The following is a 16,021-nucleotide window of genomic DNA, read 5'->3' as shown; positions in this document are numbered from 1 at the left end:
TTTACTATATTACCTATATTTATAAAACATCAATTTCCCTTAAACAAATCCACTCAATTCAAGTACGTGTTAATTGAAAAAACTTTTCCTATCGATCCCAATACGTTCCTTTAATATTTAATACATCATAGACCTCCTTTTTAAACTCCGAATATGTGGTGAAGAATGCAAAAAAGAAGAGGAACTACGCTCTCATATTTGACATCGCATCCTCTTCTAATTATTGTACGTTTAATGATACTTTCTAGCTCTTCTTACAAAGAGATTTCAAATTTGTTGCAACTTACGTGAAAACAACATGCTTCCTATAATATAAGCAATAAATGCTAAACAGACCGGAAATACGACTGTATGAACACCAAAAGGATTAGGGAGTAACAAATGGAATCCCATATAAGAACCAACTCCAACAACAATAGAGGCAAGTGCCCCGGCAGCATTCCCTTTTTTCCAATACAAACCAAGTACAAGCGGCCAAATAAATGCTGCTTCTAAACCACCAAAAGAAAATAAATTTAACCAAATTAAAAAGTCAGGCGGTTTAATTGCTGCAGCATAAACAAGCAAGCCAACAATAGCTGTAATCCAGAGCGTTCCGCGTTTTACTGTTTGATCCGCAGCATTTTCGTTTATATAATTTACATAAATATCTTTAATAATGGAAGAACTCACAAGTAACAACAATGAGTTCACTGTCGACATAATAGCTGCCATTGGAGCCGCTAAGAAAACACCAGCAAGCCAAGGCGGCAATACTTTCATCGCAAGCAATGGCATTACTTTATCTGGTACATCCACTCCTGGCAAAACGACACGGGCGAATACACCTGTTAAATGCATACCAATCATAATTGTGCCAACAACAACAGTACCAATAATTAAAGCTTGATGCATCGCTTTTGAATTTTTATACGACATAGCACGCACGCTAATTTGCGGCAAACCAACTACTCCAACACCAATTAAAATCCAAAATGATGACACATATACTTTTGTTAAACTGCCGTCTGCTCCAAACGGTGTAATAAGATTAGGGTTAATCTGCACAAGCTCTTGCATGATGTTTGAAATACCACCGCCTGCAACAATTGTACCGATTAAAATAATTGTCGTTCCAATCAACATAATGAGACCGAGTATTGTGTCTGAAAGTGCAACAGCACGAAAGCCCCCCATTAATACATAAACAAGTACAAAAAACGTAAAAAGAAATAAAGACGTTGTATATGACATACCCGTTAATGACTCAATTAATCTTCCTCCGCCAACCCACTGTGCAACAGTTGCTGAAAATAAGAAAATAATAATACATAATGCTGATAAAATAACAACAGCTTTATTATTATATCGTCCCTTCAAGTAATCGATTAACGTAATAGCTTCCATTTTCCTTGCAATAATTGCAAATTTCTTTCCAAGTACAGTTAATACAATGTAACCCGTTACAACTTGAATAGACGCCAATAATACCCAACCAAGTCCTATATTATAGGCAATTCCAGGCCCACCGATAAAGCTACTTGCACTTCCGTAAGTCGCAATCATTGTCATCGCTAACAATAATCCACCAAGTTCGCGGCCACCAAGAAAATATTCTTGTAAAAATTTGTTATGCGCGGTTGTTTGCACACGTCTCGATGCATATAGACCAATTAAAAATACAATAATAAAAGATAACATCATTGGAATAATTACATACCAGTTCATTTTCATTCCTCACTCTTTTCTTCCTCATCAAACGAAACATCTTGAAAGACGAAACGAACAACAAAGACAATCAGTAAAACCATTACAACAAATCCAACTATACAACTATAAAAGAACCAGGCTGGGAATCCTAATATGTACGTATACTCTTTCGGGTTGCCACTACCTAATCCATATGCAAAACCATACCATATCAGAAAGTTAATCACAGCAAGTCCAAGTCCAATCAACGCTTCACGATGTGAAATGCGAAAACGCGGATCTTCATGATGTCGATTCATTTCTTTTCCCTCCTTTCACGATGTATTATTGTAACATTCTTTATATAGTTTTTCCTACAAAAAACAAAATGAAAATCTTTCACGAAAAATATTGGACATATATTTGAAAATTATATATTTTTAACAATTACAACATAAATAAAGATTGAAATTTCAAACTATTCGGGTTACGATTGGAATTAGATGTCATTCACCTAGTTATCTGACACCTCCTCTTTTATTTGGAATAAACGCAGTATTTTGCTGCGTTTACATTATATATTTTTAAGGGGGTTATACAATGAGTCAACTAGCTGTGAACCTTCATGAAAAAGTAGAGAGATTTTTGCAAGGAACAAAAAAGTTATATGTAAATGGAAACTTTATTGAAAGCGCTTCAGGAAAAACATTTAAAACACCAAATCCAGCAACCGGCGATACATTAGCCGTTGTATGTGAAGGTGGCCGTGAAGATATTCATAAAGCTGTCCTGGCAGCACGCCTGGCGTTTGACGAAGGTCCATGGTCACGTATGAGCGGTGCTGATCGCAGCCGTCTCATGTACAAGCTTGCTGATTTAATGGAAAAACATAAAGACGAGCTTGCACAGCTCGAAACATTAGATAATGGAAAACCAATTCAAGAAACAACAACTGCAGATATACCTCTTGCAATTGAACATATGCGCTATTACGCTGGCTGGGCAACAAAACTAGTTGGTCAAACAATTCCTGTTTCAGGAGATTATTTTAACTATACACGCCATGAACCAGTTGGTGTTGTTGGTCAAATTATCCCTTGGAATTTCCCTCTTTTAATGGCGATGTGGAAACTAGGAGCAGCACTAGCAACTGGATGTACTGTCGTACTAAAACCTGCCGAACAAACTCCTCTTTCTGCGCTATATTTAGCTGAACTAATTGAAGAAGCTGGATTTCCAAATGGTGTGATTAACATTGTACCTGGATACGGAGAAACAGCTGGTCAAGCTCTTGTCAGTCACCCACTTGTCGATAAAATTGCTTTCACAGGTTCAACAGAAGTTGGAAAACATATTATGAAAGAAGCATCTCAATCTTTAAAACGCGTGACTTTAGAGCTCGGGGGGAAATCACCAAATATCATTTTACCTGATGCTGATTTGTCCCGTGCAATTCCAGCTGCACTTTCGGGCGTTATGTTTAATCAAGGACAAGTATGTTGCGCAGGATCGCGCCTATTCATTCCAAAGAAAATGTATGATAATGTTGTGGCAGATCTTGCCTTATATTCAAAAAGCTTAACGCAGGGTGCGGGATTAGATCCACAAACTAACATCGGTCCCCTTGTATCAGAAGAACAACAAAATCGCGTAATGGGCTATATTGAAAAAGGAAAAAATGAAGGCGCAGAAATATTAGTTGGCGGAACGAAACCTTTTGAAAATGGTTATTATGTTTCTCCAACAATTTTCGCAGCTGTACAAGATGAAATGACGATTGCAAAAGAAGAAATTTTCGGCCCTGTCGTTGCGGCAATGCCATTTGATGACATTGATGAAGTGATTGAACGCGCTAACAAATCAGCATATGGATTAGCAGCCGGTTTGTGGACAGAGAACATGAAAAATGCGCATTATGTTGCAAATAAATTACGTGCTGGAACGGTATGGGTAAACTGCTATAACGTATTTGATGCAGCCTCTCCATTTGGCGGTTATAAACAGTCGGGTCTTGGACGCGAAATGGGTTCTTATGCGTTAAATAACTATACAGAAGTAAAAAGTGTTTGGATTAACTTAAACTAGAAGAAAGGCCTTGCCAATTGGCAAGGCCTTCTTTCTTCATTTATTATGATCGATGAGCGTTTTCTATTAACCGCTCATCGATTGAAGTTTTACCTTATACTTGTAATCCGCCGCTTACATTCAACACTTCTCCAGTAATATAAGAAGCAAAGTCTGACGCTAGGAAAGCAGCTGCATTTGCAATATCTTGCGGCGTTCCGATTCGCCCTGCTGGAATTGCGGCGACCATCTTGTCCTTTACTTTGTCGGGTATAGCATTCGTCATATCGGTATCCATAAATCCCGGACAAATTGCATTACATGTAACACCAAATCCAGCCGCTTCTTTTGATGCTGTTTTTGTTAATCCAATTACACCTGCTTTCGCAGCAGCATAGTTTGCTTGGCCGATATTTCCCTGCCAACTAATCGAAGAAATATTAATAATGCGGCCATACTGTTGTTTACGCATATGTAGGAGCGCTGGTTGCATGCAGTTAAAGACCCCTGTTACATTTACTTGCAGCACTTGTTCCCATGCTGTTTTTTCCATTTTATGCAGCATTGCATCTCGGGTAATCCCGGCATTATTTACTAAAATATGCAATGCACCGTATGTTTGAATGGCATACTCAATTAGCGATTTTGCATCTGTATGACTGCTTACATCACAAACATACGCCCTTACATCATATCCTTCCCGTAACAATTGGGTTGTCGTGCTATTTAGAACTTCTTGATTCATATCACTTAGCAATACTTTTGCTCCTAAAGCACAAAATACACGTGCAATTTCTTTTCCAATTCCTTGTGCCGCCCCAGTGACAACAGCTGTTTTTCCCTCTAAAAAGTTCATTCTTCTTCCCCACTTTCCAATATATTTTCTATATATTTCGTCTTATGTATTTCATTTTCCTTTTTGTATAAAAAAGTCTATTTGTGTCACACTATAATTGTAACTTAGCATAGCACAAGGAGATTGTGTAAAATGAACAAAAAGAATGAACAACAAAACAAAGTATCTGACGGTATTGATGTTGAATTTTCTAGGGAACTTGCTGATCAAGATGACTTAGAAGCACAAGCGCGTGCAGATGCTGCAGATGCACGTCAAAAACAGCAACGTAACAAAAAATAAACCGAGAATATATCTCGGTTTATTCTCTGTATTTTTTCACATAATGTGCCAAGGTTAGTAAAGGAAATAAACGATGATAACTATGATAACGAATATAAAATTCCCCTGGAAGTCCTGTTCCAGTCGGATATTCAATATTTTGAAAAGAATGCTCTAACAAATAATTGATTCCATTTTGAATGCTTGGTGTCTCTGTATCATGTACAGCAATTAATGCATCTAATGCCCATGCAGTTTGAGAAGGTGTACTAAAAGTTGTGGAAATAAATCGTTTCTCCTTACTGCTTTTGCACGATTCTCCCCAACCTCCATCACGATGTTGAATCATTTCTAACCACCGTACTGCCTTTTCTATTGCTGGATGATTCTTTAGCAAGCCATTTGCCTGCAGGCCTGTTACAGCAGCCCATGTGCCATATATGTAACAAACTCCCCATTTTCCATACCAAGAACCATTTTGTTCTTGATTGCGTAGAAGCCACTGCACCCCACGTTGTAAATCATAACTGTTTATCTCATTCGGTGCATGCGTTCCAAAAAATTCGATTACCCTTCCTGTTAAATCTGCTGTAGACGGATCGAGAATCATATCTTCTGCGCTGTCGAGAGGAATATGCATAAACATCTGCTTATCAACATTCTTCTCAAATGCTCCCCAGCCTCCATCATTGTTTTGCATTCCAAGAAGCCAATGTATCCCTTTATCCCAAGCTCGTTTTACTTTCTTATCTTTCTTCGCGATTGAAGTAAGCGAACGCAGCGCTGCTGTTGTATCATCACAATCTGGTACAATGGTATTTGTATCAGTAAATCCCCATCCGCCAGGAGGTAAAGAAGGTGCATGAACATGCCAATCCCCATAGGAAGTATGCTGCTGCTTTAATAAAAAACGATTTGCTCGTTCAATCATCGCATCATCTTCTGACACATTTGCTTCTTGCAAAGCGTAACTTAAAAGAGCAGTATCCCACACAGTTGAAGGTGAGTTTTGCAAATGGGCCCCATTCTTTGTATTCCATATATACGACTGTATCCCTGATACAGCTTTCGCAATAATAGGAGAATGTATAGAATGACCGAGGGCAAGGAGGGCGTAAATCATATAAAAAGTAGCGCTCGCATACGTGTAAAGTGTTCCATTTCCTTCTATACGTTCTAACATAAAACGCTCCGCTGCTTTATATCCTCTATGGTGAAGTGTATATGGATACGAAATTAGCTTTTTTCCTTCCAATAAAATTGTTTGCCAAACTGAAGAGCGTTTAGAATGAAACCAATTTGATTTATTTGCACCCACTATATGATTCAAATCAGGAATATCAATTTCATCTACTTTAAATTTCTTATTCAAACAAATAATCGTAGGCACGAAATGGATACGAGCAGTATTACTCACCTCATACATACTAAACGGGGAATGATCCGGTAGAAAGAAAAAAGGCATAGGGAAGTGAAACAATGGAGGATAATTGTATTGTCCATGCAATGCTAACATTAACTTCGTCATAAAGTGAGCATTTGTAATTCCACCTTGTTCGCGAATAAATTGTTCTGCACGGCGCATAATTCTGTCTTCTTTCTTATATTCTCTAGAAGCTAACAATGCCGCATAAACTTGAATGGTAGCTGAAAGATTCCCACTTGGCTCATCTTCATACAACTTCCACGTTCCCTCATTTGCTTGCAAAGAAGTAAGTCTTGCTACGAATGGCTCTATTTCTTTTTCTTTTCTTAACATACGTAACAAGAAAATCATTGTACAATCCGTAAGTGGGGATCCTTCAAAACAAAAGCGCCATGTTCCATCTCTTTGCTGCATCGTGCGTAACGCTGTAACCTGGCGCTCCATTTCATATTTTACTTTGTCATACAATAGCATAGATATCCCCCTTCTTCACTGAATCCATATACGATATTCAAAAAGATACGTAAATATGTGCAAAACAAAAAAAGCAAAGTAAGATGCATACCTTACTTTGCTTACGAACAATAACAAATCGCAACAACAATTCCTAAAAGCGCTCCGATAACGACTTGATATGGCGTATGACCAACAAGTTCATTCAATTTTTTATACTCCGTTTGTCTTCCATGAAAAAAATCATTTAAAATTTTCGCTTGTTTACTAACAGCAAGTCTCACTCCGGATGCATCGTACATGACAATAATCGCAAAAATCGTTGCAATAGCAAATATAGAACTAGTCATTCCTTCTTCAATTCCGATTGCTATTGCTAATGCTGTGACGGTGGAAGAATGAGAACTCGGCATTCCGCCAGAAGCAAAAAACTGTGCAAAATCAAATTCTCTCTTTTTTACTAAGGTGATGATCACTTTTGTAAGTTGTGCTAAAAACCATGCAATGACCGCAGACATTAATGGGTTGTTATGTAAAATTGTTTCCATAATTCACACCTCACCGCTTATAATGGAATATCCTTACTTTCATTATAAAGAAAACGGCATACATAATACTATGCCGTTTTACGAAACTTTTGCAGATTTATTTTTTATAAATTTCGGTTGCTTATTTAACATAAATTTCGTTTTGGCTATCGAAAAGATAAATAATGCAATCCAAATAAAGAAAAATGCTGTCATGTGTGCAGTAGTAAAATGTTCATGAAAGACGAAAACTCCTAATACAAGGCTAATTGTCGGTGCAATATATTGCAAAAATCCGACCATTGATAACGGAATAAGCTTTGTACCTTTTGCAAAATATAAAAGCGGCAGTGCAGTAACAATACCAGCCCCTACTAGAAGTAATGTCGATGTAAGTGAAACCGCTCCAAATGAACGCATCCCCTCGGCACCTAATATTCCTAAATATACGAGAGCTATCGGTGTTACAAGCATCGTTTCCATTGTCAGTCCAATCATTGAATCATAATCTAATAATTTCTTTGACAAACCATATAACCCAAACGTGCATGCTAACGAAATTGCAATCCATGGAATCGATCCATAGCGAACTGTTAAAATTGCAACACCAAATGCCGCTAATCCCACAGCAATGTATTGCCAAAAGTTGAGTTTTTCTTTTAAAACAAGCGTCCCAAGTAAAATACTAACAAGCGGATTAATATAATAGCCTAAACTTGCTTCGATGACATGGTTATGATTAACAGCCCATATGTACACAAACCAGTTCACGCTAATTAATATAGAGGCAATAGTTAATGACATGAATAATTTAGGGCGTTTAAAAAGTTGAATAAACTCATTTGTAAACTGACCAAAACGTTTAGAAATTAATAAAACGAATAACATAAAAACGAATGCCCAAACAATACGATGAGCTAAAATCTCGTCTGCGGGAACGTCGTCTATCAATTTCCAATAAAGCGGCAGGATTCCCCACATCATATATGCACTTGTCGCATATATCATCCCTTTTTTTTGCGCTTCCATTTGACTCTCCTCTTTTCTTTTTTCTTCATTATAAAATGTCCTTCTATCTGTTTACAATTTTCCGCTACATGACTTTTTCATATAAAGTGAGACTTCCATCAGTGGGGTTTTCTAAAGCCCACCAATAGCGGGATAAACCCATTATAATATCCAAAAGACATATACTCCAGCAGCAGCAAGAACTGGAATACCTAACACAAACTTATTTTTATGTGTCTTATGATGAAACATATACATCCCAACCCAAGCTCCAATACCTCCCCCTGCTGCTGCAATTAAAAACAACGTACTCTCTGGTGTACGCCACTGCTTCTTCTTCGCTTTCCTTTTATCTAGTCCCATCATTATAAAAGCAAAAATATTAATAAAAACAAAATAACTCCATTTCACCATTTTATGAAAACCTCTTTCATACATTTTTTCAATCCATTATTTATCCCGCACTTACGATTAGTAAACCCCCAATGACGGGAATTTCAATTTATTATACACTCATTTTTTTTAGTTTTATAAAAATATAACAATAATTTTATCTAATCAAAAAAAATATATTGACTTCGATAATTATTTTATGATATTATAAAAAATTTTACTTATCATCTCATATATGATAACCTTAGATAAGTTACCATATATGGAGGTGGATTATTTGTTTCAAATTGGCGATAAAATTGTTTATCCAATGCACGGAGCAGGTGTGATTGAAGCCATAGAAGAAAAAGAAATCCTAGGAGAAAAACAAAAATATTATGTAATAAGAATACCAATTAGTAATATGGAAGTAATGATTCCGATGAGAAAAATGATACAATCACGTATACGATTAATTGCCGATATGCTTACATTAGAAAATGTATTACTTATTTTTCAGTACGGTGAATCAGATAACTCACTCTCATGGAAGCAAAGATATACCCAAAACATGGAGAAAATGAAGACGGGTGAAATACAAGAAGGTGCTGAAGTAGTTCGTGACTTAATACGCAGGAATAAAGTAAGGGCACTTAATACAAGTGAAAAACAAATGTTAGACAACGCACAAAAAATTTTAATTAGTGAATTGAGTTTAATTAAAGGAATTACTGAAAATCAGGCAATTGAGTTATTAAATACGAAAGTCGGCTAGGTAAAGAACTTCTTTTAAAACCATTTTGAACTAGATTTATAAGTATATAAGATACCTAAAACGACAAAATAGCCTAACATCTATTTTGTTTTTTTTGCTTTATGAATGTAAATATGCTATGATTAAAATTACGATTTGATTATAGGAACATTACCTTCTAAAAAAATTCTTTTTCCTCTAAATGAATTATTCTCACCACTTTTTATTCCCATACTTCTAAGTATACGATGAGGTTCATTTATCCAATCATTGTTTTTGGATATCCCGATTCATACTGGCGCGGTCATCGGAGCCGTAAGGACGAAAGAGAGGTAGGGCTTTCGTTGTTTTGAGGTTTCAAAAACGATAATGAACATTTACTGTTCTTATCTTCCGTTTTAACATAAAAACGATAACAAATTTAAATATATGCATATATTTGCTTGGTTTATATAAATAAGAGACACACCTTTAGTAATATTTTAAAGGTTGTTTATATGAAAACAACCAGGACAGTACAATGGTTTTAAAGTGAAAAAGGATTTGAATGCATGAAAGCATCAAACGGTAGTAATGTTAACAACAACTTGCATGCAAGCAAGTTAACAGAGGTCAAAACCTAAGAATGTTGTAAAACTATATGAAAACGAAAAGAACATGCAACAGTTTGCTGCATGTTCTTTATTATTCTTCTACAGTTTCTTTTTCATCTTTACTAATACCATCATCAATAGATTGGGTATCTTTATTCTCCATACAAACCATTGCATGATAAATTTCTGCATACAATCCAAACACTTGGTACACACTTCCAAGAAACGGCATGAGAATCCCTCTTTTCTAAATAGTACATTCCAAAATTAAGGATTCCCTATTTCCCCCTAAACATTCGTTTTTGTATCTTCCTCTTCTATTTCGATATTAAGAAGATGTATCCATTTCTTATATGGTGCACTGTTAGGATCGACAAATTCTTTTGCGTATGAGCGATTCCATAGTTGCTTTACAAATAAAGTTGCTTCTTTTTTGGCCACTGATTCTGCACCAGTCCCGTAATATGCTTTAAAATACTGTTCAATTTCATCAACAAGTAATCGTAATAACTCATCAGAAGTTTCTTCTAATGTTGGATCATATTTCGCTTCCTTATCATACATCAGAATAATGTCTAAAATATTATGAACATGTTCTTTTCGAAGCCATCTTATATCCTGCATACCTAATACAAATGAATGTGTATACAAATGTCCCCCATGCTGTAATGCTTTTTCCTGTTCTTCTTCAAAACGAGAAATGATATTTTCATATATAAATGGATTATGAAGCAAGGCACGGTGTAATTTATATCCTTCATTCGTTACATTTTTCCCCATCGATTGAATAAGAGAACTTCGGCCCACTCCGTTATATTGGTAAACAAACTGTCCGTCTACCGCAGCAAGGCTAATCCAACGGAATATATATGCATATAATAAAGCTCGATTACATTTTTCATAATCCAACTTCGTTTGTGTTGCATTTAAATCCGGCATAAACGCTGGTAAATGCCAATATTTATCGAGATGAGGCGTTAAATTTGATTTACGAATGTTTAATTTATTTACACGGCGATAATACGCTTGAAAGTAGTCTCCCTTCTCATTCACATAACCATTTACAAGATGCCCGGACGATAACTTCGGAAAATCTTGCAGCGATAACCCGTAATGTGCGCGATAACATACAATTTCATACGGCGAAAAGGCTTTATCAACAGTTTCTTTTTCTTGAAACATTTCTTGGAGCGCTTCTTCATTTAATTCTTGATGAACAAATGGATGAATACCCCAATATTGTAATTCACGGTGATGTGCAACTTTTGGTATAAATGGACTTGCAAGATGTAATAAATCTTCTATTTTTTCACTGACATACTCTGTCATATCACGTCTTTGAATCGTAGCTTCTTTTCGAAGCGCTTCAATAATATTTAATTCTAGTTTATCTCTGTATCGTTCTCGCAGCTCCTTTTCACAATACGTTAAAATGTGCTTTCGATAAAAATCTTCTACTTTTTGAGATTGCCCTTCCTCCGCCCCTGCTTCCCGGCAATACTCACGATATAAACTCATATAAATTTCAGCAGATATCTCTTTTGGCAGAACACCATTGTTTACATGGTGATGAATATCATTCCATATTTCTTCCTGCATTCTTTCATCTGCTAATACGTATACATTTGTTGGGTTTGTTTTCCCCTCAAATTCTTTACTACGCTTTTGAATGTCTAATAATAAGTTTTCACGAGTTTCTTGTAAATTATCAAAGAAACGCTCCCAATATTGAATCATTTTATCTACAGCTTGATATAAAGATTGATACACAAGTTCTAATAACATTTCTTTTCGGTATTCATTTAACTTGTGTACATATTGGGTGGCGATATCTTGAAATTCTTTTCGGAATACACGCTGCTCATTATGAAGTACCTTTCCAATCCAACTTTGCTGCTGTGCGAGTTCAACACGCCGTACAGCTGTTACGGTTCCTTCAATATTACTCACATTAAACTTTTTATCATAATTTTGAATGAGATTACGCTTTTGTTCATTATTTTCGTGCAAACGATTCATTTTCTCCGTTAACAATTTACGAATTTCATATAACATATACTTTGCAGCTACAGGATGAACCGGATCAGTTTTCTTCAAAAACCATGTGTTTAACTGATAGGACTGGCCTTCTGAACCACTTGGCGTAAAACGATCTGCTTCAATTATGTCGTAAACTAATGTTGTGACATGCTCATGTACACGACTTGGGATTGCATACGCATATAACCGCACCGCATGATCAACTCGCGCTACTTCTCCTTTCATTTGCTCCGCAATTTTCAACTTTGCAGCCGAAATTTTACACTCACGTTGCAAACGATTTAACTCTTCATCTTTTTGCACCGTACGCTGCACATAACTTTCTACCGACTCAAGAAACAATTTTGCCTTTGATATACCAATTTTTCCACCTTCTGCTCCTTCACGTGCTTCATAGTACATTTGTTTATAAAATACATGTGCTTGTTCTGGACGAGTCGCTAAATGTTCTAAATCCTCTAAGAAGCTTTTCCCTCGCTCTGGTTTTTCACGTTGCATACCGCGGCGAACATCTTGCTCATACCGACTTTTCTTCTCTAAAAAGAGTCGATCTAAATGAAGCCATGATTCATCAAGCCCTTGCACTGCCCATTTCAAAGCACAATAACGAAGAACATTTTCATACGGATAAATAAGTTTCGCGACTCCCGCTCCGCAATAACGGGCTTTACCATTTGAATCAGCAAGTTGCTGAATTTGATTATCTTCCTGTGCGAAATGACTCGTTGACATTGGACTAAATAGTTGCAAATAAATCGTATTTGTCATTTGTTCCATATAGTCTGACAAGCTATTTAAATGATGTCCATGTAAATTTTCATAATCATATAAAAAGCAATAATTATACGGTAAGTGATGTTGCATAATTGTATGATTTGTACGACCATCTTCATCCACTTGATCAGGTCTGTATTCTAACTCAATTGTAACGCCCCCGCGGCGAGATAATTCTCCTGTCGATCCTAATGTAATAGCATGTAATTCTTTTAATGATGCATAGCCGTTTGCTTGCACCGCTTCAAACTCTTTCCCGCTTATTGTACGCGTCTTTACGAGAGCGTCAGGAAGCAAGAACGCGCCGCGAATTAAAATGTTGTGATGTTGCAACTTTTTCCGAAGCATTTCTCGTAAATATAGAGCAATTTGCAAAAACATCCCCGAACCTGTACCTCCAGCTAATGATGTAATAATAATAACCCGTACGCCGTATTCTGTTTTATCACTTGTGACTGGAAAAATCTTCTCGATTTCCTGCCAAAACGATGTTAATTTATCTTCCTTCATTGCCGCACGAAGTGCTAATCGAGAAATAACTCGAAGCTGACCTGCACCTTCTGTTAACGGTTTATCTAGTATCGTTGGATCAATTGGAAACCAGTCTGGGATTGTTGGATCTTCTGCTATATATTCGCGCGGTGTTTTACTAGAACTTGTTTGCGTCACAAATTTACGTATATGCTGAAAATGACTTAACGTATTAATATCTGTATCAAAGACATGCATCGCTACTTTTTTGCGCCGTTCTAGTGGAAGCTTTCGATAAATATCATGCGTAATCGTACTGCCAATTCCCCCTAGTCCAATTAAAATTGTCGGCACTTGAAAATCCATGTGAATCACCTTCCTATTTATTCACATTCATACTTATATAACTCTTTTCCATATCCACGATCAATGACAACCATTTCGTTCGGATATAACGTTTTATGTTCATGTCCTGCTTCTTCATCTGTTAAAAACATACCATCAATCACCATACCTGGTACTTGCGAATCTTTCGTCACAAATATAGATTTTGAAGCTTTTTTTGCAACAAATGTAACGGACTGTACCGTTTTCCGTTCTGCTCGAAATGGAATACCAAAATAATGATTCCACCATTTTGTTCGAAGTGGTTCTGGTTCAGATTTATATAGCCAATCTTCCGCAATAGATTGATCCCATTCATAATAAATAAGCGCCTTCCTATGAAAACGCGGACGAACCACCCATCCAATAATAAGAATTGCAACCATGAGTAAAATGATACTAAACGGTAGAACAAACTGAAAAATGATCGCATAACGCTCGAAAAAAGGGACATCGCTAATAGAAAGTGAAAATTGTTTACTCACTTTTTGTAATTGTGAATCTCGTAATGTGATGGTAGCTTCTACGGTGCCGGTATCTGTAAAATTAAATGTGTTGGAGTAATAAGGACGAGGATAGACGTACAGTTGGTTTCTATGTTGCTTTATCTCATAGTTGATAGATTTATGAAATGAAACAGTAGCTGTTTTCAATAATTCCTTTACTTCTGCTTCTGACATTGCTTCATCATTCAATAGCGGCTGTATGATAAATGGTGCGCTATGCTTTAAATTTGTTACTTTTTCTATATAATTTGTTGTCATAACTTGTAATGATAGTTTTGGTCTTGGAACAGATTGAATATAAAATTCTTTCGTTTGACGATAAAAGCCTTTTATATTCATGTGCACATTTCCACGTACTGATTCTGTTCCTATCTTTGTTTCATAGTAGAAAGCTTTCCGCTCTCCATTCCATTTCATCGTATACATTTGACCGTTTATTTCTATTTGAGCGGTAAAATACGAAGCATCTACTGGTACATTTGTTGGTTTTGCTTCAATAATTGCTGTTTGACCTTCATAGAATTGCTCTGTTGTCTTTTTTTGCTCTTTTTCATAAGTGGAAATCGTATAATCTAATGCGGGTTCAACAAGAACTTTCATATTTTCCTTTGCAACTACTTGATCAATATCTACTATATAGGCACCTGGTTCGATTACAGCATTATTTTTAGACATAATTTGTGTAATACCACCATATAGCCCCATTCCTGCCGGCGCTTGAATTGAAAATTTTGATTGTAACTGGAGTGACCCTTTTATATTTTGAATACGATACGGCACTTTCTGAGAAGATTGATCAACAAGCGTAATCCGTTTTAATGGAAATGGTGTTGTAATTTCAATTTTGTTTCCTACAATATTTGTTTTTACCGCCTCTTCTACTGATGAAAATGGATCACGATTCGCAATGAATGCAGCCGCTTGGTTCACACTATGAATAACACCATCTTCTCCGCTTGTAGGTAGCACGATTCCATTCGTTTGTTGTTTCCAAATCTCTTTAAAAATGTTCATTTGTACTTGTTCTTGCGCTCCTAAATTTTCTTCCATCGTAATTAATACCGCATGTAAAGAAACTTTTTTTGCTTCCATTTCTTTTTTAAACTTACTTAACATTTCTGAAATGCGCTTTTTCTCACTATCATCTTGTTTTTCTAATTCATTAAAAGCACCATCTGTTAGAACAATAAGCCAAAACTCTCGCTTTGCATTCGCCTGAACCTCCCTCTTCATCGATTGAATTGCTGTTTCTACCGATTGAAAAGGTGTATTCGCTTGCTCATTCCATGTTTGGATTTTATCAATCTCTCCTTGTCGCTTATTATTCCCCAAAGAAACTGATATCCCCTCTGCTGGATGACTCATTGGTACATAAGAAAACGTATCCTTTTCATCTAACAATGCAATCAAACTTTGCAATGCATAATTAGCGTATTTCCATCGATCATTATTACGCATACTTCCAGAATCATCATATACAAGTGAAACGACACGCTGCCTTCCTTCTTCTCCTTTCGCCAAACTAGAAAAAGGGTTCATACATACGAGGAGCAAAAACAAAATAGATGTGGCTATGATTCGAGTATACATGTTGAAGTTTCGCCACCTTTGTAGACAAATTCCTATGTTTAAACTTATGAGAAGAAATACAAGATATGACTTGTATTTCGAAAAATGAATAGGAATATAATATTGTTATGTAAACTAAATTATTAAGAAGATTGCTTGTTATTATTTCTAATCTCTATAACAACCTTCTTCTCATCTATACTTCTCCATTTAAATTTCAAATCAATATATTTATCTCTGTATAGTGGTCAAAAACTGACATTTACACCTTGTAGTTTATATAGGAATGTAATAA

Annotated in this window: 13 protein-coding genes; 3 read left to right on the top strand and 10 right to left on the bottom strand. The window is 36.1% G+C overall.

Annotated elements, in window-relative coordinates:
* Positions 1-267: 267 nt before the first annotated feature.
* The gene (panF, locus tag AB1280_RS04310; RefSeq protein WP_272190208.1) at positions 268-1,707 is read right to left on the bottom strand and encodes a sodium/pantothenate symporter; all 1,440 of its coding nucleotides are present in this window, start codon (positions 1,705-1,707) and stop codon (positions 268-270) included.
* Between the two features lie 2 nt (positions 1,708-1,709).
* A complete protein-coding gene (locus tag AB1280_RS04305) occupies positions 1,710-1,988 on the bottom strand; it encodes a YhdT family protein (RefSeq protein WP_429754977.1) in 279 nt (92 codons plus the stop codon).
* Between the two features lie 280 nt (positions 1,989-2,268).
* On the opposite strand from AB1280_RS04305, the gene AB1280_RS04300 reads away from it, so the two are divergent.
* On the top strand, positions 2,269-3,753 hold the full coding sequence (locus tag AB1280_RS04300) for an aldehyde dehydrogenase family protein (RefSeq protein WP_429754976.1): 1,485 nt from the start codon (positions 2,269-2,271) through the stop codon (positions 3,751-3,753).
* Between the two features lie 94 nt (positions 3,754-3,847).
* Here the strand turns inward: AB1280_RS04300 and fabG are convergent, their stop codons facing one another.
* Positions 3,848-4,588 (bottom strand): 3-oxoacyl-ACP reductase FabG, encoded by a 741-nt coding sequence (gene fabG, locus AB1280_RS04295; protein ID WP_272190211.1) that lies wholly within the window; start codon positions 4,586-4,588, stop codon positions 3,848-3,850.
* Between the two features lie 132 nt (positions 4,589-4,720).
* On the opposite strand from fabG, the gene AB1280_RS04290 reads away from it, so the two are divergent.
* Positions 4,721-4,870: a YfhD family protein gene (locus AB1280_RS04290; protein WP_429754975.1), complete on the top strand. Its 150-nt coding sequence runs from the start codon at positions 4,721-4,723 to the stop codon at positions 4,868-4,870.
* A gap of 19 nt (positions 4,871-4,889) precedes the next feature.
* On the opposite strand, the gene shc is transcribed toward AB1280_RS04290, so the two are convergent.
* The 4 genes from shc to AB1280_RS04270 form a co-directional block, all read right to left on the bottom strand.
* Positions 4,890-6,749, bottom strand: coding sequence for a squalene--hopene cyclase (gene shc, locus AB1280_RS04285; RefSeq protein WP_429754974.1), 1,860 nt, complete (start codon positions 6,747-6,749; stop codon positions 4,890-4,892).
* Between the two features lie 101 nt (positions 6,750-6,850).
* The gene (locus AB1280_RS04280) at positions 6,851-7,276 is read right to left on the bottom strand and encodes a divergent PAP2 family protein (RefSeq protein ID WP_272190214.1); all 426 of its coding nucleotides are present in this window, start codon (positions 7,274-7,276) and stop codon (positions 6,851-6,853) included.
* Positions 7,277-7,354: 78 nt separating this feature from the next.
* Positions 7,355-8,284: an EamA family transporter RarD gene (gene rarD / locus AB1280_RS04275; protein WP_429754973.1), complete on the bottom strand. Its 930-nt coding sequence runs from the start codon at positions 8,282-8,284 to the stop codon at positions 7,355-7,357.
* Positions 8,285-8,425: 141 nt separating this feature from the next.
* On the bottom strand, positions 8,426-8,674 hold the full coding sequence (locus tag AB1280_RS04270; RefSeq protein ID WP_272190242.1) for a DUF1294 domain-containing protein: 249 nt from the start codon (positions 8,672-8,674) through the stop codon (positions 8,426-8,428).
* 244 nt (positions 8,675-8,918) lie between these two features.
* Here AB1280_RS04270 and AB1280_RS04265 point away from each other — a divergent pair, with 244 nt between their 5' ends.
* Positions 8,919-9,410, top strand: coding sequence for a CarD family transcriptional regulator (locus AB1280_RS04265; RefSeq protein ID WP_272190243.1), 492 nt, complete (start codon positions 8,919-8,921; stop codon positions 9,408-9,410).
* 663 nt (positions 9,411-10,073) lie between these two features.
* On the opposite strand, the gene AB1280_RS04260 is transcribed toward AB1280_RS04265, so the two are convergent.
* From AB1280_RS04260 to AB1280_RS04250, 3 genes are read right to left on the bottom strand one after another with little or no spacing between them, the layout of a single operon-like run.
* Positions 10,074-10,214: a phosphonate ABC transporter permease gene (locus AB1280_RS04260; RefSeq protein WP_429754972.1), complete on the bottom strand. Its 141-nt coding sequence runs from the start codon at positions 10,212-10,214 to the stop codon at positions 10,074-10,076.
* A 56-nt stretch (positions 10,215-10,270) separates the two neighbouring features.
* Entirely contained in the window at positions 10,271-13,633 is a 3,363-nt protein-coding gene (locus AB1280_RS04255) for a tubulin-like doman-containing protein (RefSeq protein ID WP_429754971.1), read from the bottom strand.
* Positions 13,634-13,650: 17 nt separating this feature from the next.
* Positions 13,651-15,747, bottom strand: a complete 2,097-nt coding sequence (locus tag AB1280_RS04250) for a vWA domain-containing protein (protein WP_429754970.1) — start codon at positions 15,745-15,747, stop codon at positions 13,651-13,653.
* Positions 15,748-16,021 lie beyond the last annotated feature (274 nt).

Origin of the sequence: Bacillus sp. S10(2024) (assembly GCF_050473865.1) — a bacterium.
GTDB lineage: Bacteria > Bacillota > Bacilli > Bacillales > Bacillaceae_G > Bacillus_A.
The sequence above is the reverse complement of the archived record's forward strand: the minus strand, read 5'-3'. Positions and strand labels throughout refer to the sequence as shown.

Excerpts from the sequence above, each read along its gene's own strand:
- panF (WP_272190208.1), bottom strand. The coding sequence starts at position 1,707 with ATGAACTGGTATGTAATTATTCCAATGATGTTATCTTTTATTATTGTA.
- AB1280_RS04305 (WP_429754977.1), bottom strand. The coding sequence starts at position 1,988 with ATGAATCGACATCATGAAGATCCGCGTTTTCGCATTTCACATCGTGAA.
- AB1280_RS04300 (WP_429754976.1), top strand. The coding sequence starts at position 2,269 with ATGAGTCAACTAGCTGTGAACCTTCATGAAAAAGTAGAGAGATTTTTG.
- fabG (WP_272190211.1), bottom strand. The coding sequence starts at position 4,588 with ATGAACTTTTTAGAGGGAAAAACAGCTGTTGTCACTGGGGCGGCACAA.
- AB1280_RS04290 (WP_429754975.1), top strand. The coding sequence starts at position 4,721 with ATGAACAAAAAGAATGAACAACAAAACAAAGTATCTGACGGTATTGAT.
- shc (WP_429754974.1), bottom strand. The coding sequence starts at position 6,749 with ATGCTATTGTATGACAAAGTAAAATATGAAATGGAGCGCCAGGTTACA.
- AB1280_RS04280 (WP_272190214.1), bottom strand. The coding sequence starts at position 7,276 with ATGGAAACAATTTTACATAACAACCCATTAATGTCTGCGGTCATTGCA.
- rarD (WP_429754973.1), bottom strand. The coding sequence starts at position 8,284 with ATGGAAGCGCAAAAAAAAGGGATGATATATGCGACAAGTGCATATATG.
- AB1280_RS04265 (WP_272190243.1), top strand. The coding sequence starts at position 8,919 with ATGGAGGTGGATTATTTGTTTCAAATTGGCGATAAAATTGTTTATCCA.
- AB1280_RS04260 (WP_429754972.1), bottom strand. The coding sequence starts at position 10,214 with ATGCCGTTTCTTGGAAGTGTGTACCAAGTGTTTGGATTGTATGCAGAA.
- AB1280_RS04255 (WP_429754971.1), bottom strand. The coding sequence starts at position 13,633 with ATGGATTTTCAAGTGCCGACAATTTTAATTGGACTAGGGGGAATTGGC.
- AB1280_RS04250 (WP_429754970.1), bottom strand. The coding sequence starts at position 15,747 with ATGTATACTCGAATCATAGCCACATCTATTTTGTTTTTGCTCCTCGTA.